The sequence below is a fragment of the Pseudomonas sp. RT4P38 genome, assembly GCF_054897765.1.
Map to the genome: position 1 here is coordinate 6,414,891 of NZ_CM142703.1, position 25,475 is coordinate 6,440,365.

A 25,475-nucleotide genomic window follows, 5' to 3' on the forward strand; every position below is an offset into this window, starting at 1 on the left:
TGGTGTTGCCCCCGGCGCGGACGGCCGGGGGAAAGGATTCAGAGGTGCTGTGGCTTACTCGCCCCAGACGTCCTTCAAGACGTTGACCCAGTTCTCACCCATGATCTTGCGGACCACGCGCTCGGGATGGCCGCGCTTGAGCAGGGTTTCGGTCAGGTTCGGGAACTCGCCGACGGTGCGGATGCCCAGCGGGTTGATGATCTTGCCGAAGCTGGTCAGGCGGCGGGCGTAGCCCTTGTCATGGGTCAGGTATTCGAAGAAGTCCTGGCCATGGCCCTGGGTGAAGTCGGTGCCGATACCGATGGCGTCTTCGCCGACGATGTTCATGGTGTATTCGATGGCTTCGGCGTAATCGTCGATGGTCGAATCGATGCCCTTGGCCAGGAACGGCGCGAACATGGTCACGCCGACGAAACCGCCGTGATCGGCGATGAACTTCAGTTCTTCATCGGATTTGTTGCGCGGGTGAATTTTCAGACCCGACGGCAGGCAGTGGGAGTAGCAGACCGGCTTCTTGGATTCGAGGATGACTTCTTCGGAGGTTTTCGAACCTACGTGGGACAGGTCGCACATAACGCCGACACGGTTCATCTCGGCGACGATTTCACGACCGAAGCCCGACAGGCCGCCATCACGCTCGTAGCAACCGGTACCGACCAGGTTCTGGGTGTTGTAGCACATCTGCACGATACCGACGCCCAGCTGCTTGAAGACCTCGACATAACCGATCTGGTCTTCAAAGGCGTGAGCATTCTGGAAGCCGAAGAGGATGCCGGTCTTGCCCTGCTCTTTGGCCTTGCGGATATCGGCGGTGGTGCGCACTAGAATCACCAGATCGCTGTTTTCGCGGATCAGCTTCTGGCTGGCGGCGATGTTGTTAACGGTGGCCTGGAAGCCCTCCCACACCGACACGGTGCAGTTGGCCGCGGTCAGACCGCCCTTGCGCATGTCTTCGAACAGCTCACGGTTCCACTTGGCAATAATCAGACCGTCGATAACGATGCTGTCGGCGTGCAATTCGGCTGGGCTCATCAGGCTGTCCCCTATTAGCGATTCATGCGCCGAATCGTGTGTCGGCGCTTTGGGGCCAGCATATGCCTGAGGGACGGGGTAGCCGGGTGCAAAAACGACAGGGGGTTTGCCGAAAGCGTCAATCTGCGACAAAGGGTCATCGTCGGACGTCCTGGGCCACCTGTTCAAGGGCCTGCGCATGGGCCAGAATTCGCACCATTACTGGATGCTTTACTGGAAAAAGGGGCGGCGGCGCAATGAAATCGATCTTCCTGGCTTTGGCACTGATAGCGACCGGCGTACACGCGGCTGAAGAGGCCGACGACAACCCCTGCGACAAAGTCGAAAACGAGGTCCAGACCCTGGAATGCTCGGTCTACAGCAGAACCACCGCCGAAGACCTGCTGAAAGAGAACTACAACAGCCTGACCGAGCGCATGCAAACGCTCTACGGCAAGAACCCGGCGCAACTGACCGACATCACCGCCAAGCTCAAGGCCGCACAACAGCAATGGCTGAAGACCCGGGATGCGGATTGCGCGGTTGAGGCGTTTCCGGCGACGAGCGGCAGCAAGGCGTTCACGATTGCGCAGAATGATTGTGTGGCGCGGATGAGTGACGAGCGGTCGGAGTTTTTGGAGTCGATTGGGCAGGAGTGATGTTGTGGTCGGGCAACATCCCGACATGCTTCGTTAATTGGCCGACAGCGAAATATAAGTAAAGATTCGTAATCTTATAAAAGACTTATATTCGAGAGACCAAAAACACGATGAACGCACCTACTGACGTTCAGATCATCAATGACGCAGATGGGAATCCCGCTTTTGTGGTCATTCCCTACGCGCAATACGTCGCGCTGAAGATAGAACCCGATCTGATCCCTCACGAGGTGGTCAGCCGCATCGTCGACGGCGCAACGCCTATTCGTGCCTGGCGTGAACACTTGAACCTTACACAGGATGAAGTGGCCAAACGCATGGGCATCTCCCAACCGGCCTTCGCCCAGCAGGAGACTGTTGCCAAGCCCCGCAAGGCCACTCGCGAAAAAATCGCCGCAGCTTTTGGCATCAAGCCCAATCAACTCGAGCTGTAAGCTGCACTCCACCAACAAGGAAAGGGATTTACATGAAAATCTGCGGCATCGAAATCAAAGGCAGCGAAGCGATCATCGCCGTGGCCTCCCTCGACGATCAGGTCCTGAGCCATGTCGCCCTGGCCACCAAGAAAATCGCCCTCGACGATGACGACGAAGCCGCCAACGTCAAAGTCTTCGCCGCTCAGGTAGCGTCGTTTGTACGCGAGAACTCCATCGACCGGATCGCGATCAAGAAACGCAGCAAGAAAGGCGAATTTGCCGGTGGGCCAACCACGTTCAAGATCGAGGGTGTTTTCCAGTTGCTGGAAAATTGCGAGGTCACGTTGTTGTCGCCACAGACCATCAATGCGCAGAACAAAAAGTTCGACTTTGAGCTACCGGGGACGCTGAACAAGTATCAGCATGAGGCTTACAAAGCGGCGTGTTCCGGCCTGATGAAGAAGTAAGACTGCTGCAGATCAGAACTGTGGGAGCGAGCTTGGTCCGGGCGGCGTTCCGACGATGGCGTCGCAACAGTCAACATTTATGTGTCTGATACACCGCTATCGTCGGAACGCCGCCCGGACCAAGCTCGCTCCCACAGGGTTTTCTATTGCTGTCGAAATCTGCGCTTAGACCAGTTCCCGGCCATCTCCCAACCGCCGTCGATCTTCCCGCGGACACCGTTCAAACCGCGCCCGATAACTACGGGTGAAATACGACGGTGATTCAAACCCGCACGCGATGCTCACTTCCAGCACGCTCATGTCGGTCTGGCGCAGCAACTGCCGCGCCTTCTCCAGCCGCAAGCGCAGGTAGAAATTGCTCGGTGTGTCGTTCAAGTGCAACCGAAACAATCGCTCCAACTGCCGTCGCGTCACCTTGATCGATTCGGCCAATTCCAGCGTGCTCAGCGGCGGTTCGCTGTGCTGCTCCATCTCCCCAATCACCTGCACCAGTTTCTTGTTGCTGATGCCATAACGCGTGGCCACTTCCATGCGCTGGTGGTCTTTGCGCGGGCGGATGCGCCCCAGTACGAACTGTTCGCTGACCTGGATCGCCAGTTCCGGGCCGTGGGCCTGGCTGATGAGGTCGAGCATCAGGTCGATGGACGCGGTGCCGCCGGCGGAGGTAATGCGCCGGCGGTCGATCTCGAACAACTCCTGGGTGACGCTGAGCTGCGGATAGGACTCCTTGAACGCGTCGATGGCTTCCCAGTGCAGGGTCAGGCGATGGCCGTCGAGCAGGCCGGCTTCGGCGAGGATGAAGCTGCCGGTGTCGATGGCGCCGAGGGTCACGCCTTCGTTGTCCAGCCGGCGCAGCCAGTGTTCCAGCGCCGGCGTGGCGAATTTCAGCGGTTCGAAGCCGGCGACCACCAGCAATGTCGCACCTTTCTTCAGCGGTTCCAGCGCCGCATCGGCGTTGACCGACATGCCGTTGCTGGCCAGCACCGCCCCGCCGTCCGCACTGAGCACATGCCAGCGGTACAACTCGCCACGAAAGCGATTGGCGACCCGCAGCGGCTCGATGGCCGAGATGAAACCGATGGCCGAGAAACCCGGCATCAACATGAAGTAGAAATCCTGGGACATGGAGCGCACTCGACTGGCAGGTAACGAGAGGGCGGGAAGCGTGTGGACGTTGATACGCCACTTGCGAGAGGCATTCAAGAGCACAGGTCGCTGCAGTGCAAGAGCTGGTCGCCGCAGTGCGCTTTAGCGGGCCTCAAGCTGCGTAACTTGGCATCACCGGCGCACAAAGACGACCGGACCCACAATAACGACCTGCCGAGGAACCCGACATGAAACGACTGATCAGCAGCTGTGTTCTTGCACTCAGCGGTACCGCTTTCTTGAGCGCCAGCGTCATGGCGGCCGAACCTGCTTCATGCCAGAACGTGCGCATGGGCGTAGTGAACTGGACCGACGTGATCGCCACCAGCGCCATGACCCAAGTCCTGCTCGATGGCCTCGGCTACAACACCAAACAAACCAGCGCGTCCCAGCAAATCATCTTCGCCGGGATCCGCGACCAGCGCCTGGACTTGTTCCTGGGCTACTGGAACCCGCTGATGACCCAGACCATCACCCCGTTCGTCGCGGCCAATCAGGTCAAGGTGCTTGAGGCGCCAAGCCTGAAAGACGCCCGCGCCACGCTCGCCGTACCGACCTACCTCGCCGACAAGGGCCTGAAAACCTTTGCCGACATCGCCAAGTTTGAAAAGGAACTGGGCGGCAAAATCTACGGCATCGAGCCTGGCTCGGGGGCCAATACCCAGATCAAGGCGATGATCGCCAAGAACCAGTTTGGCCTCGGCAAGTTCCAGTTGGTCGAGTCCAGTGAGGCCGGCATGCTCGCGGCGGTGGATCGCGCCGTGCGACGCAAAGAGGCCGTGGTGTTCTTCGGTTGGGCGCCGCATCCGATGAACGTCAACGTGAAGATGACGTACCTCACCGGCAGCGACGACGCCCTGGGCCCGAACGAAGGCATGGCCACGGTCTGGACCGTCACCGCACCGAAATACGCCGAACAATGCCCGAACATCGGTCGTTTGCTGAGCAACCTGACGTACACCGCTGAAGACGAGAGCCGGATGATGCAGCCGCTGCTGGATCACAAAGACGCTTTCGAATCGGCCAAGCAATGGCTGAAAGATCACCCGCAAGACAAGCAACGCTGGCTCGAAGGCGTGACCACCTTCGATGGCAAACCGGCGGCTGAAAACCTGCAACTGACCACCAAATAAACCCGATTGAACCACCGACTCGCAGCCCGACCGGGCTGCGATCGGAATTATCACGCCTGCAAGGAACCCGCCTCATGAACCACGACGTCATCATCACCTGCGCACTCACCGGTGCTGGCGACACGACCGCCAGAAGCCCACACGTGCCGGTCACCCCGAAACAAATCGCCGCGGCCGCCGTGGAAGCCGCCAAGGCTGGCGCCACCGTGGTCCACTGCCACGTGCGCAACCCCGAAACCGGCAAATTCAGCCGTGATGTAGCGCTGTATCGCGAAGTGATGGAGCGCATCCGCGAGGCGGACGTCGACATCATCGTCAACCTCACCGCCGGCATGGGCGGCGACCTGGAAATCGGCGCGGGCGAGAACCCGATGGAGTTCGGACCGAACACTGACCTGGTCGGCCCGCTGACCCGTCTGGCTCACGTTGAAGAACTGCTGCCGGAAATCTGCACCCTCGATTGCGGCACCCTGAACTTCGGCGACGGGGACACCATTTACGTTTCCACCCCGGCGCAACTTCGTTCCGGCGCGAAGCGAATTCAAGAGCTGGGCGTGAAGGCCGAGCTGGAAATCTTCGACACCGGCCATCTGTGGTTTGCCAAGCAGATGATCAAGGAAGGGTTACTCGACGACCCGCTGTTCCAACTCTGCCTGGGCATCCCGTGGGGCGCGCCGGCCGACACCACCACCATGAAAGCCATGGTCGACAACCTGCCCGCCAATGCGGTCTGGGCCGGGTTCGGCATCGGTCGCATGCAAATGCCGATGGCTGCACAAGCGGTGCTGCTCGGCGGCAACGTGCGGGTCGGCCTGGAAGACAACATCTGGCTGGACAAGGGCGTACTGGCGACCAACGGCCAACTGGTCGAACGCGCCTCGGAGATCCTCAGCCGCCTCGGCGCCCGCGTTCTGACGCCAGCTGAAGGGCGGGCAAAAATGGGCCTGACCAAGCGCGGTTAATCGACCTTTTCAACTTCAGGAATTGCCATGACTTTTATCACTGAAATCAAAACCTTCGCCGCCCTGGGCAGCGGTGTCATTGGCAGCGGCTGGGTGTCCCGCGCCCTCGCCCACGGCCTCGACGTGGTGGCCTGGGACCCGGCACCCGGCGCCGAAGCAGCCCTGCGCAAACGCGTCGCCAATGCCTGGGGAGCGCTGGAGAAACAAGGCCTGGCGCCGGGCGCATCGCAGGACCGGTTGCGCTTTGTCGCCACCATTGAAGAATGCGTTCGCGACGCGGATTTCATTCAGGAAAGCGCCCCTGAGCGTCTGGACCTGAAACTGGAACTGCACAGCAAAATCAGCGCCGCGGCCAAGCCGAATGCACTGATCGGCTCCAGTACTTCCGGCCTGTTACCGAGCGAGTTCTACGAGAGTTCGACGCATCCGGAACGCTGCGTTGTCGGCCACCCGTTCAACCCGGTTTATCTGCTGCCGCTGGTGGAAGTGGTGGGTGGCAAAAACACCGCTCCCGAAGCCGTTCAAGCGGCAATGAAAGTGTATGAATCCCTGGGCATGCGTCCGCTGCATGTACGCAAGGAGGTACCCGGTTTCATCGCCGACCGCTTGCTCGAAGCGCTGTGGCGTGAGGCGCTGCACCTGGTTAACGACGGTGTGGCGACTACCGGTGAGATCGACGATGCCATTCGTTTTGGTGCGGGCCTGCGCTGGTCGTTCATGGGCACGTTTTTGACGTACACCCTGGCGGGTGGTGATGCGGGCATGCGGCACTTCATGGCGCAATTCGGGCCAGCGTTGCAGTTGCCGTGGACGTATCTGCCGGCGCCGGAATTGACCGACAAGTTGATCGATGATGTGGTGGATGGCACCAGTGATCAGTTGGGCACACACAGCATTTCGGCGCTGGAGCGCTATCGTGATGATTGCTTGCTGGCGGTGCTGGAGGCGGTGAAGACCACCAAAGAGAAGCATGGGATGGCGTTCAGCGAATAATAAGCCAGCAGGACCGGCCCCATCGCGAGCAAGCTCGCTCCCACAGTGATTTGCGTCGTTCACAAATCCAATGTGGGAGCGAGCTTGCTCGCGATGGGGGCCATCCAGTCACCACACCATTTGGATCCCTCATCATGCCCACCCTAACCACCTACCAAACCAAAATCATCCCCGACTGGGTCGACTACAACGGCCACCTGCGCGACGCTTTCTACCTGCTCATCTTCAGCTACGCCACCGACGCGCTGATGGATCGCCTGGGGATGGACAGCAACAATCGCGAAGCCAGCGGCAACTCGCTGTTCACCCTCGAACTGCACCTCAATTACCTGCACGAAGTGAAGCTCGACGCCGACGTCGAAGTGCACACCCAAATCATCGGCCACGACCAAAAACGCCTGCACCTCTATCACAGCCTGCATTTGATAGGCGATGACAAGGAGCTGGCGGGCAACGAGCAAATGCTGCTGCACGTCGACCTCGCCGGACCGCGCTCCGCACCGTTCAGCGAAGACACCTTGAACAAGCTGCAAGCCATCGTCGCCGAGCAAACCGACCTTCCCGCCCCCGACTACATTGGCCGAGTGATCGCGTTACCCCCTAAAAAATAGCAAGGAGATCGCCATGAACACCGCCGCAGCTTTTGCCGACTTCCGTACCTACCCGTTGATCAGCGCGTTGACCGCCGTACAAACCCTGGCGGACCGAATTCAAGCGAAGTGGGCCGATGACCGTGTCAGCCCCTTTCATCATCAGTGGCTGCGAGACAACTGTCCGTGCCCGCTGTGCGTCTACACCGTGACCCGCGAGCAAGTGCTGGAAATCGTCGACGTCGCCGAAAACCTGAAGCCCTCGGACGTCAGCATTGATGCCGAAGGCTGCCTGCGTGTCGATTGGCAGGACGGGCATCTCAGCCGCTTCGATCCGGGCTGGTTGCGGGCCCACGCCTACGATGACGAGTCGCGCGCCGAACGCCGGGCATCCAAGCCCAAAAGCCAGCTCTGGAACAGCAACCTGAAGCTGCCGGTATTCGAGTATCAGGCGTTGATGAACGACAACGACGCCTTGCTGCAATGGCTGCTGGCCGTGCGCGACATCGGCCTGACTCAGGTCCGCGGTGTGCCCACCGAGCCGGGCTCGTTGAAGCTGATCGCCCAACGGATTTCGTTCGTCCGCGAGAGCAATTTTGGCGTGCTGTTCAACGTGCAATCCAAGGCCGATGCCGACAGCAATGCCTACACCGCTTTCAACCTGCCGCTGCACAGCGACCTGCCGACCCGGGAGTTGCAACCGGGGTTGCAATTTCTGCATTGCCTGGTGAATGACGCCGAGGGTGGCGAGAGTATTTTCGTCGACGGTTTTGCCATTGCCGAAGCCTTGCGCGATGAAGATCCCGAGGCGTTCAAAAGCCTTTGCGAAATACCTGTGGAGTTCCGCAACAAAGACCGCCACAGCGACTACCGCCGTCTCGCGCCGATCATCGCACTGGATGCCTTTGGGCAGGTTTCGGAAATCCGCATGGCGAACTTTCTGCGCGGGCCGTTCGATGCGTCGGTCGAGCAGATGCCCGCGCTCTATCACGCCTACCGCCGCTTTATTGCGATGACCCGGGAAACGCGATTCCGCGTGATGACGCGGTTAAACCCCGGCGAAATGTGGTGTTTCGACAACCGCCGCACCCTCCACGCCCGCAACGCCTTTGACCCCGCCACCGGCACCCGGCATTTTCAGGGTTGCTATGTCGACCGTGATGAATTGTTGTCGCGCATCCTCGTATTGCAACGGTAAACCGCGTCATCGTTCATCGCGAGCAAGCTCGCTCCCACATTGGAACTGTGTCGTACACAAATACTGTGTCCGCTGCAGATCCCTGTGGGAGCGAGCTTGCTCGCGATGGCGCCAGTCCATACACCTCATATATCCCTGATTCACAGGCAAAAAAAAACCCCGATCAAGCCGTGACAGGATCGGGGCAGAGGTGGGTACTGTTGAGGAGCCGTTGCGCGAGGGTGACCAAACCTTCGTGAAGCCAGCTGATCCCAGTGTGCCCACTCTCCTCCTGCGCAAGTTAGCCGAAAACGACCTGTTCATAGGTATTGCGGCCATTGCGACAAATCGTCCTTGCCGACGCCCCTTGCCCCTATGAGAATCGAATCACGACACCGTTCCCTGAAGAAGGATTGCGTCATGATGTACGCCGATTTGATTGACCAGGAAGACCTGTTGGGCCAGCTCAAGGCGTTGGGATTTGCAGTGCCCCCGGGCGCAACCGCTGAGCAGGCCTGCGAATGCGCGGTACGGGGTTTGAACAACGAACGGGCGACGGAACTGCGGACCATGGTCAAGCAGATGTACACCAGCAGCGCGACCATCCTGCCGGCCGTGCGCCAGGCCATCGACAAGCAATTGCTGCCCGCGCTGGCGGAGTATCAGCAGAGCCGTAGCGCCTGATAGAACCCATCGCGAGCAAGCTCGCTCCCACAGGGAATCGCATATCCCTGTGGGAGCGAGCTTGCTCGCGATGAAGGCGCCTCGGTCTTAGAGCCTTACGCTGGCAAACGTCGACTCATTGCGCGCCTGACTCAACGCCGACAACGGCCCGGACAACGGTGACAACACCAGTGCTTGCGGCAGCGGCATCATCGCCACTTGTTGCGTGGTGTTGGAACCTACGCGCTCGTCACGCGGTGGAATGCCGAAGTATTCGCGGTAGCACTTGGAGAAGTGCGGCGTAGACACGAAGCCACACACCGACGCCACTTCGATGATCGACATCGGCGTTTGCTTGAGCAGTTGCCGAGCACGGATCAAGCGCAGTTTCAGGTAGTAACGAGACGGTGAGCAGTGCAGGTACTTCTGGAACAGCCGCTCCAGCTGACGACGCGACACGGCGACGTACACTGCCAGTTCGTCGAGGTCGATCGGCTCTTCCAGGTTGGCCTCCATCAGCGCGACGATTTCCTGCAACTTCGGCTGGTTGGTGCCGAGCATGTGCTTGAGCGGCACACGCTGGTGATCCTGCTCGTTGCGGATGCGCTCGTAGACGAACATTTCCGAGATCGCGGCCGACAGTTCACGACCGTGATCGCGACTGATCAGGTGCAGCATCATGTCCAGCGGCGCGGTGCCGCCGGAACTGGTGAAACGGTTACGGTCGAGGGTGAACAGACGCGTACTCATGGCCACACGCGGAAAAGCTTCCTGCATCGAGGCCAGACATTCCCAGTGCACGCTGCAATCGAAACCATCCAGCAGGCCGGCGCACGCCAGGGCCCAGCTGCCGGTGCAGACCGCACCGAGACGGCGCGACTGACGCGCCTGGCTTTGCAGCCACGAAACGTGTTCCCGGGTAACAGTGCGCTGGATGCCGATACCGCCACAGACAATGATGGTGTCCAGGGCGGGTGCTTTGTGCATGGAACAGTCGGGAGTGATCTGCAGGCCATCACTGGCCCAGACCTGACCGCCATCGACGGTGATCGTGGTCCAGCGATACAGCTCACGACCGGACAACTGGTTGGCCATACGCAGGGGTTCTACTGCAGAGGCCAGAGAAATAAGCGTGAAATTGTCCAGCAGCAAAAAGCCGATGGATTGAGGCGCACGGTTCTGGGGTTGAGCCCCGGAGTTGAACGTCGTCATCGCGGTATCTCCTCACACAAAGCGGGTGGTGGCCTCAGGCGGAGGCTCTTGTTATTGCCATCGTTCTCGCGTGGGAGACGGGCTTTGTAATGACAGAGCAATTGCCATGCCTAAAGTTGAATGGTCATTCAATAACTCCTGAAAACGACGTCGCAGCGCGTCTAAATAAGCCGCGCCGTGAGTAGGGGTTATAAGTGCCATTGTCGGCGGCAGGCGCTCTGCCCCGTTGGGCGTGAGCAAATCGGTAGCACTTGTGGGAACAGGGCTACGGCGACCTAATGGAGAGTGTCACCACAAGCACAGGTGACAGGCGGTAATGGCCAACTTGGATCCCGGATCTCGGGCTAGTCGCTTATCTGTAAGCGACGCGCCAAAACGTGGCGTGTTTTGATTCCGGTGTTCACTTAGCGCGCAGTTTTGACTGGTCTGGCGCCTTCGCGGGCAAGCCTCGCTCCTACAGGGATCGCGTGATTCTGTAGGAGCGAGGCTTGCCCGCGAACGGGGTCAACTCGGTATCAGCACTCAACCGCGCTAACCGCCAACCCACCTCGCGATGTCTCTTTATATTTGTCATGCATATCGGCGCCGGTATCACGCATCGTGCGGATCACCCGATCCAGGGAGATAAAGTGCTGACCATCACCACGCAGCGCCATCTGCGCCGCGTTGATGGCTTTCACCGCGGCAATCGCGTTGCGCTCGATGCACGGCACTTGCACCAGCCCGCCCACCGGGTCGCAGGTCAGACCGAGGTTGTGTTCCAGACCGATTTCCGCCGCGTTGCACAGCTGCTCCGGTGTGGCGCCGAGGATCTCCGCCAACCCGGCCGCCGCCATCGCGCAAGCCGAACCGACTTCACCCTGGCAACCGACTTCGGCACCGGAAATCGAAGCGTTCTTCTTGCACAGAATCCCTACCGCCGCCGCACTGAGGAAATAGTCGACCACGTTGGCGTCGGTCACCACCTCACTGAACTTCATAAAGTAGTGCAACACCGCCGGAATGATCCCCGCCGCGCCATTGGTCGGCGCCGTGACCATGCGCCCGCCAGCGGCGTTTTCTTCGTTGACCGCCAGGGCGAACAGGTTGACCCACTCCATGGCACTTAATGTCGAACCGATGACATTGGGTTTACCCAATTCTTGCAGGCTGCGATGCAACTTGGCTGCGCGACGGCGCACATTCAGTCCGCCGGGCAAGATGCCTTCGTGCTTGAGGCCTTGCTCCACGCAATCCTGCATGGCGCGCCAGAGTGTCATCAGGCCAGCGCGGATTTCCTCTTCGCTGCGCCAGACTTTCTCGTTGGCCATCATCAACTCTGCAACGCGCAAGTTGTGCTGCTTGCAGAGGCTGAGCAGCTCGACGGCACTGGAGAAGTCGTAAGGCAGCACGGTGCGATCCAGATCCACCACGCCGCTGGATGCCTGTGCCTCATCAACGACAAAACCGCCGCCGATGGAATAGTAGGTGTCGCGATGCAGTTCGCCGTGATCGCCTTCGACAATCAGGGTCATGGCGTTGGGATGGAATGGCAGGTTTTCGTCGATCAGGCGCATGTCCCGGGCCCAAATGAACGGGACCGACAAGCGACCGTCGAGCAACAGCGTGTGAGTTTCGCGCAGGGTTTCGATGCGGATGCCGATTTGCGACGGATCGATCGCATCCGGCCACTCGCCCATCAGGCCCATGATCACCGCGTTGTCGCTGCCGTGACCGATGCCGGTGGCCGACAACGAACCATAAAGCTGAACTTCGACGCGACGCACTTGTTCCAAAAGACCCTGCTCACGCAAACCTTGCACGAACAACGCCGCGGCCCGCATAGGCCCCACGGTGTGCGAACTGGAAGGGCCGATGCCGATTTTGAACAGGTCGAAAACACTGATAGCCATTACTGCCGAACTCCTGGATGTGCCAACTCCAGACGCAAAAGCGCCCAGTGACGGAGCTGCTACGCTCAAGCTGCAATCCGCCGAGATGGCCGCATCATCAGGCTTTTATCATGTCGTTCGACGTCTCACACCGACGCACTCATGCCCACCAACGCCGCGAGGCTTTGACGCTGCGTTTTCGCCGTTTTTTTGCGGATCAGAGGGTCAAAGGGGGCTGAAAAAAGCTGTAAACGACGTCACCGACACTGGATGCGACCATCCCTGTACTGGTTACGACGCACCCTGTAGGCGTCAGATTTTCACTGGTACATGATCGTATCGACTCGATTGCAAGGCGCCGTGGTAGAGCTGTCTCCAAAACGCCATCCAACCGCAACCTATAAGTGCGGTGGTCCAGTCGGAACACTGCCAAAAAAAACACCAAGGAGTCCATCCATGAAAGGTTCCCCGTCGTTGTTGTTGGCCGCCATGCTGAGTCTGCCGTTTCTGGCTCAAGCCGCCGAACCGGCTCAATGCAGCACCGTAAACTTCTCCGATGTCGGCTGGACTGACATTACCGTCACCACCGCCACCACCAGCGTCGTCCTCGATGCCCTCGGCTACAAGACCAAAACCACGATGATTTCCGTACCGGTGACCTACAAGTCCCTGGCCGACGGCAAGAACATGGACGTGTTCCTGGGTAACTGGATGCCGACCATGGAAAACGACATCAAGGCCTACCGCGATGCCGGCACCGTGGACACCCTGCGCGCCAACCTGGAAAACGCAAAATACACACTCGCCGTCCCGGAAGAGTTGTATAACAAAGGTCTGAAAGATTTCGCCGACATCGCCAAGTTCAAGAAAGAACTCGACGGCAAGATCTACGGCATCGAACCGGGTAACGACGGCAACCGTCTGATCCAGAGCATGATCGACAAGGACGCCTTCGGCTTGAAAGCCGCCGGCTTCAAGGTGGTCGAGTCCAGCGAGGCAGGCATGCTCTCGCAAGTCGATCGCGCCCAGCGGCGCAACACCGCCGTGGTGTTCCTGGGCTGGGAACCACACCCGATGAACACGCGTTTCAAGATGAAGTACCTGACCGGCGGCGACGAGTATTTCGGCCCCAACTTCGGCCAGGCAACCATCTACACCAACACCCGCAAGGGCTATGCGCAGGAATGCAGCAACGTGGGTCAGCTGTTGAAAAACCTGCAGTTCACTCTGGACATGGAAAGCACCCTGATGGGCAACGTCCTGGACGACAAAATGAAGCCTGACGCGGCCGCCAAGGCCTGGCTGAAAAAGAATCCACAGGTGCTCGATACCTGGCTCGCTGGCGTGACCACCATTGACGGTAAACCAGGCCTGGAGGCCGTGAAAGCCAAGCTCGCGCAGCCTTGAATTAGGAAGCATCGCTTACGCCGGGCGAGTTCGCTCGCCCGGGCTGTTTATTTCCTTGCATGCGGACGTTCACTACCATGCTGATTGATCAGAAAATACCTTTAGGCCAGTACATCGCGGGCTTCGTTGAATGGTTGACGCAACACGGCGCCAACACCTTCGACGCAATCGCCGTGTCACTGGAAACGATGATCCACGGCGTGACTTTCGCGCTGACCTGGTTCAACCCGCTGGCATTGATTGGCCTCATCGCGCTACTGGCACACTTCATTCAACGAAAGTGGGGACTGACCGTTTTTGTCATCGCCTCCTTCCTGCTGATCCTCAATCTGGGGTACTGGCAGGAAACCATGGAAACCCTTGCCCAGGTGTTGTTCGCCACCCTGGTCTGCGTGGTCATCGGCGTGCCGTTGGGCATCGTCGCCGCGCACAAACCGATGTTCTACACACTGATGCGTCCGGTGCTCGATCTGATGCAGACCGTGCCGACCTTCGTGTACCTCATTCCTACCCTGACCCTCTTCGGTCTGGGTGTGGTCCCGGGCCTGATTTCTACGGTGGTGTTCGCGATTGCCGCACCTATCCGCCTGACTTACCTGGGTATTCGCGATGTTCCGCAGGAACTGATGGACGCCGGCAAAGCCTTCGGCTGCTCGCGCCGTCAACTGCTTTCACGGATTGAACTGCCCCACGCCATGCCAAGCATCGCGGCCGGTATCACCCAGTGCATCATGCTGTCGCTGTCGATGGTGGTGATCGCGGCACTGGTGGGCGCCGACGGCCTGGGCAAACCCGTGGTCAACGCACTGAACACTGCTGATATCGCCCTGGGCTTCGAAGCGGGCCTGGCGATCGTACTGCTGGCGATCATGCTCGACCGTATCTGCAAACAACCCGAAGCCAAAGTAGGGGGTGACGCATGAGCATTATTCGCTTCGAAGACGTCGACGTAATCTTCTCCAAAGACCCGCGCGAGGCCTTGAAACTCCTCGACCAAGGCATGACTCGTGACCAGATTCTGAAAAAGACCGGGCAGATTGTCGGCGTCGAAAAGGCCAGCCTGGACGTCGAAAAGGGTGAAATCTGCGTACTGATGGGCCTGTCCGGCTCCGGCAAATCCAGCTTGCTGCGCTGCATCAACGGTCTCAACACCGTCAGCCGCGGCAAATTGTTCGTCGAGCACGAAGGCAAGCAGATCGACATCGCTTCCTGCACCCCGGCGGAACTGAAGATGATGCGCACCCAGCGCATTGCGATGGTGTTCCAGAAGTTCGCCCTGATGCCTTGGCTGACCGTTCGCGAGAACATCAGCTTCGGTCTGGAAATGCAGGGACGACCTGAGAAGGAACGGAAAAAACTGGTCGATGAAAAACTTGAGCTGGTGGGCCTGACCCAGTGGCGTAACAAGAAGCCGGACGAGCTCTCCGGTGGTATGCAGCAACGTGTGGGCCTGGCCCGCGCGCTGGCGATGGATGCCGACATTCTGCTGATGGACGAACCGTTCTCGGCCCTCGACCCGCTGATCCGCCAGGGCCTGCAAGACGAACTGCTGGAGCTGCAAAGCAAGCTGAACAAAACCATCGTGTTCGTGAGCCATGACCTCGATGAAGCACTGAAGCTGGGCAGCCGTATCGCGATCATGAAAGACGGTCGGATCGTCCAGTACAGCAAGCCGGAAGAGATCGTGTTGAACCCTGCGGACGACTATGTGCGGACCTTCGTCGCCCATACCAACCCGCTGAACGTGTTGTGCGGTCGCAGCCTGATGCGCACCCTGGACAACTGCAAACGCATCAACGGTTCGGTATGCCTCGATCCGGGCGGCGACTCCTGGCTGGACCTGGCCGAAGGCAACACCATCAAAGGTGCACGCCAGAACGGCGCGAGCCTGGACCTGCAGAACTGGATTCCAGGGCAAGCGGTTGAAGGCTTGGGTCGTCGACCAACGCTGGTGGATTCGAACATCGGCATGCGCGACGCGCTGCAGATTCGATATCAGACGGGTAATAAGCTGGTGCTGCACGACAACAACAAGGTGGTCGGGATTCTGGGTGACAGCGAGCTGTATCACGCGCTGCTCGGCAAGAACCTGGGGTAAGGCAGCAGACACAAAAACGCCGCGAGAGGATCGCGGCGTTTTTGTTTACGGGATATCGGGTAAAGCACCTTTGCGGCTGATGGCCTCATCGCGAGCAAGCTCGCTCCCACAGGATCGGTGCCGTGATCAATATTTGTGTCACAACCCCGATCCTGTGGGAGCGAGCTTGCTCGCGATGAACGCGACGCGGTGTCACTGAGACACCGCGTCACTCACAACTCAGCTATAGACCCGGCCAAGGAGCTGCCGATGGCTTTCAAACTGATCGAGCACGTCACGGGTGATCTGATCCTGAGTGAAGCCCATCAAGTCGTAGTCCTGGCTACCGTTGTGCAAGTACACCTCGGCGCGGTAGTAACGTGCACGTGGTTCATCAGCACTCTCAGCCGAAACCGTGTCGCTCGCCGCTGCCAGATAGCCGTCCAGGCTCACTTCGTAGACAAAAGGGTTGCCCTCCTCCATCTCGATCCGCAGGCCCATGCAACGCTTGGCCTTGCCCAGCAACGTTTGCACGTCCAGGCCTTGAGTACGCAGTTGCACCGCAGCCTCTTCCAGCGCCGGGCTGACTTGCTTGTCCATGAAACGCTGAACGATCGACTGATTCGGCTGCAAATCCAGCTGAGTCAAACGCTCGCTGAAACCACGACGACCGCGTGCTGCGAGCTCCGCTTGCTCCTGTTCGATCTGCACGTCCTGGCGCATCGCCTTGTGCAAGCCGAACATAAAGAGCACCAGCACCACCGAGAACGGCAGACCGGCCAGCACCACCATGGTTTGCATGGCTTCGAAGTTGCCGGCAAACAGCAGGCCGATTGTCACCAGGGTAATTACCGCCGACCAGAAGATCCGCAGCCAGTGCGGCGCATCTTCGTCAACGTTGCCGCCCTTGCACGAAAGGTTGGCCATCATCACCGCGCCGGAATCCGCCGGGGTCAGGAACAGCACAAAACCAACAAAGATCGACACGCCGATCACAATCTTCGACGCCGGGTAATGCTCCAGCAACTGGTAAATCGCCATGGACGGCTGTTCCAGCGCCGTCTTCCCGAGTTCCACCGCCCCGTGGTTCATCACCAGGTCCAGGGCCGAGTTACCGAAGATCGACAGCCACGCCAAGGTGAAACCCAGCGGGATCAGCAGCACACCGGCCACCAGTTCACGCACCGTGCGACCACGGGAAATACGCGCGATGAACATGCCTACAAATGGCGCCCAGGAAATCCACCAGGCCCAGTAGAACAGGGTCCACAGGCCCAACCAGCGGTCGGATTTCTCACTGTCGCCTTCGTACACATAGAGGTCGAAAGTCTTCAGCACCACGCTGTTCAGGTAGTCGCCGACGTTTTGCACGAAGCCGTTGAGCAAATGCAGGGTCGGGCCGAACAGCAGCACGAAAATCAGCAGACCGCTGAACAGCACAATGTTCAGGTTGGACAGACGCCGGATGCCGTTCTCCACGCCGGACACGGCAGCGATGGTCGCCACGGTGCTCATCACGATGATCACGATCAGCAGGTTGGTGTTGCTGTGCTCCATGCCGAACAGGTTTTCCAGGCCCGACGACACTTGCAGCGAACCAATCCCCAGGTTCGTCACCAGCCCCAGCAGGGTCACGAACATGCCGAAGCCGTCCACCGCATGACCGGCTGCGCCTTTGACCCAACGCTCGCCGACCAGCGGATACAGCGCCGACCGCAACGCCAGCGGCTGGTTATGACGGTAAGCAAAATACGCCACGGCCAAGCCGACCAATGCATAAATCGCCCAGCCATGCAGGCCCCAGTGCAGGAACGTCAGCTGAACCGCCTGACGTGCCGCGAGGTTGCTGCCGGCCACGCCTTCCGGCGGATTGAAATAGTGGTCCAGCGGCTCGGAAGCACCGAAGTACAGCAGCGAGATGCCGATACCCGACGAGAACAGCATCCCCGCCCAGGCGCCGTAGCTGAAGTCTGGGGTGTCGTCCTTGCTGCCCAGTTTGAGCTTGCCGTAGGACGAAAACGCCAGGCCGACCACGAAGACCAGGTAAGCGGCGATCACCACCATGTAGTACCAGCCGAAGCTGCGGGACAACCAGGCCTGGGCAATACCCAGCAATCTGCCGGCCTCTTGCGGGGCGATGATCAGAATGGCGGTCAACAACAGGATCAACGCGGTAGAGGTGTAGAACACCCAACCGTTGACCGTCACCTTCTCGGGTGGGGTCTTTATAAGAGAGGCAGAACTCATGGCACAGATGCTCCAGGCAGTGCGAGAGAAAAACACAAGGCAACGCGTTACCCGACCAATCGCTTAGTTGGCAGCCGACAGGCGGGTGATATAAAGACACCCCGAAAAAAGCCCGAAGCCCGGGAGCGCCAGTGCGCGTGGGTTTCGAGCGTTTTGGGGTGTCGTTTTTCCGCCAACTACGTGTAGGAAAAACCTGTAGGCAGCGACGAATTGTCGCAGATCTTATTCTTTGTTGATTGAACGTTCAATCAAAACAAAATAGACTGGCCTTCAATCCGATAGACGTTTCACGTCCACCGGAAGGCCTAAGGAGATGTGCAAGATGCCCAAGGTCGGTATGCAACCCATCCGCCGCCAGCAGTTGATCGAAGCCACATTGCAGGCGGTAGATCAGGTCGGAATGGGGGACGCCAGCATTGCGCTGATCGCCCGTTTGGCCGGTGTCTCGAATGGCATCATCAGTCACTATTTTCAGGACAAGAACGGCCTGATCGCTGCCACGGCGCAGTACCTGATGAGTGTCCTCAGCGAGAACGTCACCGCGCGCCGTCAGGCGCTGGAGGACAGCAGCCCGCGGGCTCACCTCCAGGTGATTATCGAAGGCAACTTCGACGCCAGCCAGGTCAATGGCCCGGCAATGAAAACCTGGCTGGCCTTCTGGGCCACCAGCATGCACCACCCGTCTTTGCACAGGTTGCAGCGGATCAACGATCACCGTCTGTATTCCAACCTGTGCTGCCAGTTCCGCCGTGTATTGCCGCTCGATGACGCGCGCAGTGCAGCCCGGGGCCTGGCAGCCCTCATTGACGGCTTGTGGTTGCGCGGCGCGCTGTCGGGAGATGCTTTCGACACCGGGCAAGCGCACCAGATCGCTTACGAATACATGGATTTCCAACTGGCCAAGCAGGTGAGTTAGAGCACACAGAACCGCTCAGCACCTGAACTGCCACTGACCAGCGTTGCCCAAGCTATAAGGCACGCCCAGTGGTCAACGCCAACCACTTATGCACTTGCGAGGACACTATGGCCCGTTTCGAACTGCAAAAACTCTACATCGATGGCGGCTACTCCGACGCCAGCAGCGACGCCACCTTCGAAGCCATCAACCCGGCTAACGGTGAAGTCCTCGCAACAGTACAACGTGCGACCCAGTCAGACGTTGAGCGTGCTGTGGTCAGCGCTGAAAAGGGCCAGAAAATCTGGGCCGCGATGACCGCCATGGAGCGTTCGCGCATCCTGCGTCGTGCCGTGGATATCCTTCGCGAGCGCAACGATGAACTGGCCGCCCTGGAAACCCTGGACACCGGCAAGTCGTACTCTGAAACCCGTTACGTCGACATCGTTACCGGCGCTGACGTGCTGGAGTACTACGCAGGTCTGGTACCGGCCATCGAAGGCGAGCAAATCCCGCTGCGCACCACGTCTTTCGTTTACACCCGTCGTGAGCCGCTGGGCGTTGTGGCTGGTATTGGCGCGTGGAACTACCCGATCCAGATCGCCCTGTGGAAATCCGCACCTGCCCTGGCGGCCGGTAACGCGATGATCTTCAAGCCAAGCGAAGTCACGTCCCTGACCACGCTGAAACTGGCCGAGATCTACACCGAAGCCGGCGTTCCGGCTGGCGTGTTCAACGTGCTGACCGGCAGCGGCCGTGAAGTCGGCACCTGGTTGACCGAGCACCCACGCATCGAAAAAATCTCCTTCACCGGCGGCACCGATACCGGCAAGAAGGTGATGGCCAGCGCTTCCGCGTCTTCGCTGAAAGACGTGACCATGGAATTGGGCGGCAAATCCCCGCTGATCATTTTCGACGACGCCGACCTCGATCGCGCCGCCGACACCGCGATGATGGCCAACTTCTACAGCTCCGGTCAGGTCTGCACCAACGGCACTCGCGTGTTCGTACCAACTCACCTGAAAGCGGCTTTCGAAGCCAAGATCGCTGAGCGCGTTGCGCGCATCCGTATCGGCAACCCGGAAGACGAGAACACCAACTTCGGCCCGCTGGTCAGCTTCGCCCACATGGAAAGCGTGTTGGGTTACATCGCCAAAGGTAAGGAAGAAGGCGCTCGCGTCCTGTGCGGCGGAACTCGCCTGACCGACGGCGACTTCGCCAAAGGCGCATTCGTGGCACCGACCGTGTTCACCGACTGCACCGACGAGATGACCATCGTTCGCGAAGAAATCTTCGGCCCGGTCATGGCCATCCTGAGCTACGACACCGAAGAAGAAGTGATCCGCCGTGCCAACGACACCGACTTCGGCCTGGCCGCTGGCGTTGTCACCAAAGACCTGAATCGCGCTCACCGTGTGATTCATCAACTGGAAGCCGGTATCTGCTGGATCAACGCCTGGGGCGAGTCCGACGCCAAGATGCCGGTCGGCGGCTACAAGCAGTCGGGCGTGGGCCGTGAGAACGGCATCAGCTCGCTGAACAACTTCACACGCATCAAATCGGTACAGGTCGAACTGGGCGATTACGCCTCGGTTTTCTAAGGCGACATTTGCTTCGCCTGAGAGGCCGTCATCGCGAGCAAGCTCGCTCCCACAAGGACAGCGCATGACCTGTGGGAGCGAGCTTGCTCGCGATCGAGTGCGAAGCACTCGCCGTGACCTGACCAACTTCAAAGAGGGTGCATTTAATGTCCCAAGAATTCGATTACATCATCATCGGTGCCGGCTCCGCCGGTAACACCCTGGCGACCCGTCTGACTGAAGACGAAGGCGTCACCGTCCTGCTGCTCGAAGCCGGCGGCCCGGACTACCGCTTGGACTTCCGCACGCAAATGCCGGCCGCCCTGGCGTTCCCGCTGCAAGGTCGTCGCTACAACTGGGGCTACGAAACCGATCCAGAACCACACATGGACGGTCGCCGGATGGAATGCGGTCGCGGCAAGGGCCTGGGTGGTTCTTCGCTGATCAACGGCATGTGCTACATCCGCGGCAACGCGATGGATTACGACAACTGGTCGAAACTGCCAGGTCTGGAAGACTGGGACTACCTGAACTGCCTGCCGTACTTCCGCAAGGCTGAAGCTCGGGACATCGGCGCGAACGACTACCACGGTAGCGACGGCCCGGTCAGCGTGACCACGCCGAAAGCCGGCAACAACCCGCTGTTCCACGCGATGGTTGAAGCCGGCGTGCAAGCCGGTTATCCGCGTACCGAAGACCTCAACGGTTATCAGCAGGAAGGTTTCGGCCCGATGGACCGCACCGTGACGCCGAACGGTCGTCGCGCCAGCACCGCTCGCGGTTACCTGGACATCGCCAAGAAGCGCTCGACCCTGACCATCGTCACCCACGCCCTGACCGACAAGATCCTGTTCGAAGGCAAGCGTGCAGTCGGCGTGCGTTACTTGATCGGCTCCGCTGAAGAGCGCGTTGAAGCCCGCGCCCGCAAAGAAGTGCTGCTGTGCTCCGGCGCCATCGCTTCGCCGCAGATTCTGCAACGTTCCGGCGTCGGCCCTGCCGAACTGCTGAACACGCTCGACATCCCGGTGGTCCACGACCTGCCAGGCGTCGGCGAAAACCTGCAGGATCACCTCGAGTTGTACCTGCAATACGCCTGCACCCAACCGGTCTCGCTGTACCCGTCGCTGCTCTGGTACAACCAACCGGCCATCGGTGCCGAGTGGCTGTTCAACGGCACCGGCATCGGCGCCAGCAACCAGTTCGAAGCCGGCGGTTTCATCCGTACTCGCGAAGAATTCGATTGGCCGAACATCCAGTACCACTTCCTGCCGGTCGCGATTAACTACAACGGCAGCAACGGCGTGAAAGAGCACGGTTTCCAGGCGCACATGGGTTCCATGCGTTCGCCGAGCCGTGGTCGCATTCAGGCCAAGTCCAAGGATCCGCGCGAGTACCCGAGCATCCTGTTCAACTACATGGCCACCGAGCAGGACTGGCAGGAATTCCGTGACGGCATTCGCCTGACCCGTGAAATCATGCAACAGCCTGCGCTGGACGCTTTCCGTGGCCGCGAGATCAGCCCGGGCATTGACGTGCAAACCGATGAGCAGCTCGATAAGTTCATCCGCGAACACGCCGAAACCGCGTTCCACCCGTCCTGCTCGTGCAAGATGGGCACCGACGAAATGGCGGTGGTCGACGCCGAAGGTCGTGTGCACGGCCTGCAAGCCCTGCGCGTGGTCGACGCCTCGATCATGCCGATCATCACCACCGGCAACCTGAACGCGCCAACGATCATGATCGCCGAGAAAATCGCCGACAAGATCCGTGGTCGCAAGCCGTTGCCGCGTAGCCAAGCTGCCTACTTCGTGGCCGGTGATGCACCGGTGCGTGGCAAGCCGATGCGGGATGTGAGCCTGACTGCTCAGTAAGACCGTTACACCGCGTCATGGCCAATCGTCGGAACGCCGCCCGGACCAAGCTCGCTCCCACAGGTTTTGGGTTGGATTGCAGATTTGCGATCAACCCCAATCCCTGTGGGAGCGAGCTTGGTCCGGGCGGCGTTCCGACGATGGGGCCTGCGGGTACAACACAACCCAGCCTGACACACCTTGGTAATCCCTTCCTACACCGCTCCGTGCTTGATCCTACCCCCCACGCAGGCCTAATCTAGCGCCACGCAAACGTTTCACCCCCTCGCAACATCGATACACCGCCACTCCATACCAAGGAGGTTCCCGAATGTTCGATTTCCATCCCCAGCTCAAGCAGCGCTTCGCTGCCTTGCGCACGGGCGCTGAATTCTTTTCGCTGCGTTATGTGCGCGAGTCCGGTCAATACCTGTCGGTGCGCAAGAATGTCGCCGAACCTCCGAGCCTGAGCCGTGACGAAGGCGCGATGCTGACCGTTCGGGTCAATGGCGTCGAAGCCTACGCCGCGACCAACGACCTGTCCCAATCAGGCCTGCAAGCCGCCCTGGAACGTGCCGAGCAACAAGCCCGTCGACTCAATCCCCACGCCTTGCTCGACCTGCGCGAGCAAGCCGTCTCCAGCGACCGCGGCGACTATTTTTCACCGAACCTGGACCAGCCCTTCCCGTCCCTGAGCGATTGCTACCAACTGCTCGGCGCCGAATCCGCCGCCGTGCCCAAGGACGAGCGACTGGTGAACTGGCAGGTGAGCATCGGCATCACCCACGTCGAGCAGATCTACCTCAGCAGCGCCGGTGCCGAACTGCGTCAGGCCCAGCGTTTCGTCTACCCAAGCCTGGAAGTCACCGCCTACGACGGTAGCGACAGCCAGACCCGTAGCCTGGGCCGCGAGAACTTCGGCCAGCAAGGCAGTGCCGATGTCATCAGCCGTTGCGGTCTGGTCGGCGCCGGCCCGCTAGTCGCTGATCAAGCGCTGCAACTGTTGTTGGCACCGAACACCCCGCAAGGCCCGCGCGACCTGCTGCTGATGCCGGACCAGATGATGCTGCAGATCCACGAATCCATCGGCCACCCGCTGGAACTGGATCGCATCCTCGGTGACGAGCGCAATTACGCCGGTACCAGTTTCGTCAAGGCAGAAGACTTCGGCCGCCTGCAATACGGCTCCAAACTGCTCAACGTGACCTTCGACCCGGATATTCCCGAACAACTCGCCAGCTACGGGCATGACGACGACGGCACGGCTGCCAGCAAGCAATTTTTGATCAAGGAAGGTTTGCTGCTGCGCCCACTGGGCGGTGCGCTGTCGCAATTCCGTACCGGCATGGACGGCGTCGCCAACAGCCGCGCCTGCGGCTGGAACCGCCCACCGATCGACCGCATGGCCAACCTGAACATCGAGCCCGGCGATCAACCGCTGGAGCAACTGATCGGCAACATCGAACACGGCATCATGATGTCGACCAATCGCTCGTGGTCCATCGACGATGCTCGCAATAAATTCCAGTTCGGATGCGAATGGGCTCAGCTGATCGAAAACGGCGAACTCAAAGGCGTGGTGAAGAACCCCAACTACCGGGAGATTTCCGCACAGTTCTGGAAAAGCCTCAGCGCCGTCGGCGATGCGAACACCGTCAAGGTCCTGGGTACGCCGAACTGCGGCAAGGGCGAACCGAATCAGGTCATTCGCGTCGGGCATGCCTCGCCGGCCTGTGTGTTCAGCAACGTAGATGTATTTGGGGGAGACGCCTGATGAGTACTTCAAAAAATCAGGCCGAGTCGTTCAAGGCTTTGGTCAACTGGCTGCGCGATGCGATTCACGAGCCGGAACAATTCACCCTCAGCTACGCCGCCGAGTCCTCGGCCTTCGTGCGATTCAACCACGCCAAGGTTCGTCAGGCCGGTCAGGTGCAGCAGGCGAGTATCGGTTTCAAACTGATCAATGATGGCCGGCATGCCGACCTGAGCATTACCCTTTCCGGTGATGCTGAAGTCGATATTCAGCGCCTGGCCGAAGGTCTGCAACAGTTGCGCGAAACATTGCCGTTGTTGCCGCAGGACCCGTACCTGCTGCTCAACCACAACGACTGGCAGAGCAAGAACGTGCAGGAACATCCGCTGCCGGACACCGAGCAGGTGGTGGCCGAAATCACCCAGGCCGCCGAAGGGCTTGACCTGGTGGGCTTCTATGCTGCCGGCCCGATCAGCCGCGGTTTCGCCAGTTCCTCGGGTGCTTTCGGTTGGCACCAGGCCAACAGCTTCAACTTCGACTTCAGCCTGTTCCATGACAACGGCCAGGCGGTGAAAGCCAGTTACGCCGGGCACGACTGGAACAGCGAAGGGTTTGCCAAGCGCTTTGCACAGGCACGCGAGCAGTTGGCGTTTCTCGGCAGACCGCAACACACCTTGGCGCCGGGTCAGTACCGCGCCTATCTGGCGCCGGCCGCCCTGGGGGAAATCATGGACATGCTGGGCTGGGGTGGTTTCTCGGCACAGTCGATTGCCTGCAAAAACAGTCCGCTGCAGAAGCTTTACGCGGGCGACAGTGCGTTCAGCCCGTTGGTGTCGGTCGATGAAAAGGTCAGCGGTTCGTTGAGCCCCGCATTCTCCGGCGAAGGTTATCCGCGCAGCGATTTGGGGTTGATCGTCAACGGCAAGGCCGCCGCGCAGATGGTCAGCTCACGCAGTGCGGCCGAGTACGGCCTGACCGCCAACGGCGCCAGCGGCGGTGAAATGCCGAGCGCAGTGAACATGGCGGCCGGTACGTTGCCTGACGCAGAGATCCTCAAGCAATTGGGCACTGGCTTGTACATCAGCAACCTGTGGTACCTGAACTACTCCGATCAGCCGGCGGCACGCCTGACCGGCATGACGCGGTTTGCGACATTCTGGGTCGAGAACGGCGAGATTCAGGCGCCGGTGAGTACCATGCGGTTTGATGACAGTGCCTACAGTTTGCTGGGATCGCAGCTGGAAGCATTGACCGAAGAGCGCGAGCTGATGTTGTCGGCCAGCACGTACAGTCAGCGGGCTACGGCGTCGGCGTTATTGCCTGGGGCGCTGATCAGACGACTTACGCTGACCCTGTAAAAAGCTTC

At 59.8% G+C, this 25,475-nt stretch carries 22 protein-coding genes; 17 read left to right on the top strand and 5 right to left on the bottom strand.

Annotated features, from left to right (window positions below):
• Positions 1-54: 54 nt before the first annotated feature.
• Positions 55-1,032 (bottom strand): dipeptidase, encoded by a 978-nt coding sequence (locus ACYZT7_RS29915; protein ID WP_462039271.1) that lies wholly within the window; start codon positions 1,030-1,032, stop codon positions 55-57.
• A gap of 236 nt (positions 1,033-1,268) precedes the next feature.
• On the opposite strand from ACYZT7_RS29915, the gene ACYZT7_RS29920 reads away from it, so the two are divergent.
• From ACYZT7_RS29920 to ACYZT7_RS29930, 3 genes are all read left to right on the top strand, one after another.
• Entirely contained in the window at positions 1,269-1,670 is a 402-nt protein-coding gene (locus ACYZT7_RS29920) for a lysozyme inhibitor LprI family protein (RefSeq protein ID WP_462039272.1), read from the top strand.
• 110 nt (positions 1,671-1,780) lie between these two features.
• Positions 1,781-2,104, top strand: coding sequence for a helix-turn-helix domain-containing protein (locus tag ACYZT7_RS29925; RefSeq protein ID WP_462039273.1), 324 nt, complete (start codon positions 1,781-1,783; stop codon positions 2,102-2,104).
• A 32-nt stretch (positions 2,105-2,136) separates the two neighbouring features.
• On the top strand, positions 2,137-2,553 hold the full coding sequence (locus tag ACYZT7_RS29930) for a DUF3010 family protein (RefSeq protein WP_462039274.1): 417 nt from the start codon (positions 2,137-2,139) through the stop codon (positions 2,551-2,553).
• A 165-nt stretch (positions 2,554-2,718) separates the two neighbouring features.
• Here the strand turns inward: ACYZT7_RS29930 and ACYZT7_RS29935 are convergent, their stop codons facing one another.
• The gene (locus ACYZT7_RS29935; RefSeq protein WP_462039275.1) at positions 2,719-3,678 is read right to left on the bottom strand and encodes a GlxA family transcriptional regulator; all 960 of its coding nucleotides are present in this window, start codon (positions 3,676-3,678) and stop codon (positions 2,719-2,721) included.
• A 209-nt stretch (positions 3,679-3,887) separates the two neighbouring features.
• On the opposite strand from ACYZT7_RS29935, the gene choX reads away from it, so the two are divergent.
• The 6 genes from choX (at position 3,888) to ACYZT7_RS29965 (ending at position 9,238) form a co-directional block, all read left to right on the top strand.
• Entirely contained in the window at positions 3,888-4,832 is a 945-nt protein-coding gene (gene choX, locus ACYZT7_RS29940; protein WP_123368590.1) for a choline ABC transporter substrate-binding protein, read from the top strand.
• A gap of 74 nt (positions 4,833-4,906) precedes the next feature.
• Complete coding sequence (locus ACYZT7_RS29945; RefSeq protein ID WP_461974997.1) at positions 4,907-5,794, top strand: beta-keto acid cleavage family enzyme; 888 nt, start codon at positions 4,907-4,909, stop codon at positions 5,792-5,794.
• 27 nt (positions 5,795-5,821) lie between these two features.
• The gene (locus tag ACYZT7_RS29950; RefSeq protein WP_338920995.1) at positions 5,822-6,787 is read left to right on the top strand and encodes an L-carnitine dehydrogenase; all 966 of its coding nucleotides are present in this window, start codon (positions 5,822-5,824) and stop codon (positions 6,785-6,787) included.
• A 134-nt stretch (positions 6,788-6,921) separates the two neighbouring features.
• Positions 6,922-7,398, top strand: coding sequence for a thioesterase family protein (locus ACYZT7_RS29955; RefSeq protein ID WP_462039276.1), 477 nt, complete (start codon positions 6,922-6,924; stop codon positions 7,396-7,398).
• 13 nt (positions 7,399-7,411) lie between these two features.
• The gene (locus tag ACYZT7_RS29960) at positions 7,412-8,575 is read left to right on the top strand and encodes a gamma-butyrobetaine dioxygenase (RefSeq protein WP_462039277.1); all 1,164 of its coding nucleotides are present in this window, start codon (positions 7,412-7,414) and stop codon (positions 8,573-8,575) included.
• 399 nt (positions 8,576-8,974) lie between these two features.
• Positions 8,975-9,238 carry a hypothetical protein gene (locus ACYZT7_RS29965; RefSeq protein WP_008151923.1) on the top strand — a complete coding sequence of 88 codons (264 nt, stop codon included), beginning with the start codon at positions 8,975-8,977 and terminating at the stop codon, positions 9,236-9,238.
• Between the two features lie 87 nt (positions 9,239-9,325).
• On the opposite strand, the gene gbdR is transcribed toward ACYZT7_RS29965, so the two are convergent.
• Both gbdR and ACYZT7_RS29975 read right to left on the bottom strand, forming a co-directional pair.
• A complete protein-coding gene (gbdR, locus tag ACYZT7_RS29970) occupies positions 9,326-10,429 on the bottom strand; it encodes a choline metabolism transcriptional regulator GbdR (RefSeq protein ID WP_046029844.1) in 1,104 nt (367 codons plus the stop codon).
• A 515-nt stretch (positions 10,430-10,944) separates the two neighbouring features.
• The gene (locus ACYZT7_RS29975; RefSeq protein WP_462039278.1) at positions 10,945-12,321 is read right to left on the bottom strand and encodes an L-serine ammonia-lyase; all 1,377 of its coding nucleotides are present in this window, start codon (positions 12,319-12,321) and stop codon (positions 10,945-10,947) included.
• Between the two features lie 435 nt (positions 12,322-12,756).
• Here ACYZT7_RS29975 and ACYZT7_RS29980 point away from each other — a divergent pair, with 435 nt between their 5' ends.
• The 3 genes from ACYZT7_RS29980 to choV all read left to right on the top strand — a co-directional run bounded on the left by ACYZT7_RS29980 (position 12,757) and on the right by choV (position 15,805).
• Positions 12,757-13,707 carry a choline ABC transporter substrate-binding protein gene (locus ACYZT7_RS29980; RefSeq protein WP_131060631.1) on the top strand — a complete coding sequence of 317 codons (951 nt, stop codon included), beginning with the start codon at positions 12,757-12,759 and terminating at the stop codon, positions 13,705-13,707.
• Between the two features lie 77 nt (positions 13,708-13,784).
• Positions 13,785-14,630 (top strand): choline ABC transporter permease subunit, encoded by an 846-nt coding sequence (choW, locus tag ACYZT7_RS29985; RefSeq protein WP_449645635.1) that lies wholly within the window; start codon positions 13,785-13,787, stop codon positions 14,628-14,630.
• The gene (gene choV, locus ACYZT7_RS29990; protein ID WP_309677858.1) at positions 14,627-15,805 is read left to right on the top strand and encodes a choline ABC transporter ATP-binding protein; all 1,179 of its coding nucleotides are present in this window, start codon (positions 14,627-14,629) and stop codon (positions 15,803-15,805) included. The genes choW and choV overlap by 4 nt, the downstream gene beginning before the upstream one ends.
• 219 nt (positions 15,806-16,024) lie before the next feature.
• On the opposite strand, the gene ACYZT7_RS29995 is transcribed toward choV, so the two are convergent.
• A complete protein-coding gene (locus ACYZT7_RS29995) occupies positions 16,025-17,974 on the bottom strand; it encodes a BCCT family transporter (RefSeq protein ID WP_462041884.1) in 1,950 nt (649 codons plus the stop codon).
• Positions 17,975-18,353: 379 nt separating this feature from the next.
• Here ACYZT7_RS29995 and betI point away from each other — a divergent pair, with 379 nt between their 5' ends.
• From betI to ACYZT7_RS30020, 5 genes are all read left to right on the top strand, one after another.
• Positions 18,354-18,947 carry a transcriptional regulator BetI gene (gene betI, locus ACYZT7_RS30000; RefSeq protein WP_033060362.1) on the top strand — a complete coding sequence of 198 codons (594 nt, stop codon included), beginning with the start codon at positions 18,354-18,356 and terminating at the stop codon, positions 18,945-18,947.
• Positions 18,948-19,054: 107 nt separating this feature from the next.
• Positions 19,055-20,527 (top strand): betaine-aldehyde dehydrogenase, encoded by a 1,473-nt coding sequence (gene betB, locus ACYZT7_RS30005; protein WP_462039279.1) that lies wholly within the window; start codon positions 19,055-19,057, stop codon positions 20,525-20,527.
• Between the two features lie 146 nt (positions 20,528-20,673).
• A complete protein-coding gene (betA, locus tag ACYZT7_RS30010; RefSeq protein ID WP_462039280.1) occupies positions 20,674-22,377 on the top strand; it encodes a choline dehydrogenase in 1,704 nt (567 codons plus the stop codon).
• A 310-nt stretch (positions 22,378-22,687) separates the two neighbouring features.
• The gene (locus tag ACYZT7_RS30015) at positions 22,688-24,130 is read left to right on the top strand and encodes a TldD/PmbA family protein (RefSeq protein ID WP_462039281.1); all 1,443 of its coding nucleotides are present in this window, start codon (positions 22,688-22,690) and stop codon (positions 24,128-24,130) included.
• Complete coding sequence (locus tag ACYZT7_RS30020; RefSeq protein WP_462039282.1) at positions 24,130-25,467, top strand: TldD/PmbA family protein; 1,338 nt, start codon at positions 24,130-24,132, stop codon at positions 25,465-25,467. The genes ACYZT7_RS30015 and ACYZT7_RS30020 overlap by 1 nt, the downstream gene beginning before the upstream one ends.
• Positions 25,468-25,475: the final 8 nt, after the last annotated feature.

Bases quoted from the DNA above. Each gene is read 5' to 3' on its own strand.
- ACYZT7_RS29915 (WP_462039271.1), bottom strand. From the start codon at position 1,032: ATGAGCCCAGCCGAATTGCACGCCGACAGCATCGTTATCGACGGTCTG.
- ACYZT7_RS29920 (WP_462039272.1), top strand. From the start codon at position 1,269: ATGAAATCGATCTTCCTGGCTTTGGCACTGATAGCGACCGGCGTACAC.
- ACYZT7_RS29925 (WP_462039273.1), top strand. From the start codon at position 1,781: ATGAACGCACCTACTGACGTTCAGATCATCAATGACGCAGATGGGAAT.
- ACYZT7_RS29930 (WP_462039274.1), top strand. From the start codon at position 2,137: ATGAAAATCTGCGGCATCGAAATCAAAGGCAGCGAAGCGATCATCGCC.
- ACYZT7_RS29935 (WP_462039275.1), bottom strand. From the start codon at position 3,678: ATGTCCCAGGATTTCTACTTCATGTTGATGCCGGGTTTCTCGGCCATC.
- choX (WP_123368590.1), top strand. From the start codon at position 3,888: ATGAAACGACTGATCAGCAGCTGTGTTCTTGCACTCAGCGGTACCGCT.
- ACYZT7_RS29945 (WP_461974997.1), top strand. From the start codon at position 4,907: ATGAACCACGACGTCATCATCACCTGCGCACTCACCGGTGCTGGCGAC.
- ACYZT7_RS29950 (WP_338920995.1), top strand. From the start codon at position 5,822: ATGACTTTTATCACTGAAATCAAAACCTTCGCCGCCCTGGGCAGCGGT.
- ACYZT7_RS29955 (WP_462039276.1), top strand. From the start codon at position 6,922: ATGCCCACCCTAACCACCTACCAAACCAAAATCATCCCCGACTGGGTC.
- ACYZT7_RS29960 (WP_462039277.1), top strand. From the start codon at position 7,412: ATGAACACCGCCGCAGCTTTTGCCGACTTCCGTACCTACCCGTTGATC.
- ACYZT7_RS29965 (WP_008151923.1), top strand. From the start codon at position 8,975: ATGATGTACGCCGATTTGATTGACCAGGAAGACCTGTTGGGCCAGCTC.
- gbdR (WP_046029844.1), bottom strand. From the start codon at position 10,429: ATGACGACGTTCAACTCCGGGGCTCAACCCCAGAACCGTGCGCCTCAA.
- ACYZT7_RS29975 (WP_462039278.1), bottom strand. From the start codon at position 12,321: ATGGCTATCAGTGTTTTCGACCTGTTCAAAATCGGCATCGGCCCTTCC.
- ACYZT7_RS29980 (WP_131060631.1), top strand. From the start codon at position 12,757: ATGAAAGGTTCCCCGTCGTTGTTGTTGGCCGCCATGCTGAGTCTGCCG.
- choW (WP_449645635.1), top strand. From the start codon at position 13,785: ATGCTGATTGATCAGAAAATACCTTTAGGCCAGTACATCGCGGGCTTC.
- choV (WP_309677858.1), top strand. From the start codon at position 14,627: ATGAGCATTATTCGCTTCGAAGACGTCGACGTAATCTTCTCCAAAGAC.
- betI (WP_033060362.1), top strand. From the start codon at position 18,354: ATGCCCAAGGTCGGTATGCAACCCATCCGCCGCCAGCAGTTGATCGAA.
- betB (WP_462039279.1), top strand. From the start codon at position 19,055: ATGGCCCGTTTCGAACTGCAAAAACTCTACATCGATGGCGGCTACTCC.
- betA (WP_462039280.1), top strand. From the start codon at position 20,674: ATGTCCCAAGAATTCGATTACATCATCATCGGTGCCGGCTCCGCCGGT.
- ACYZT7_RS30015 (WP_462039281.1), top strand. From the start codon at position 22,688: ATGTTCGATTTCCATCCCCAGCTCAAGCAGCGCTTCGCTGCCTTGCGC.
- ACYZT7_RS30020 (WP_462039282.1), top strand. From the start codon at position 24,130: ATGAGTACTTCAAAAAATCAGGCCGAGTCGTTCAAGGCTTTGGTCAAC.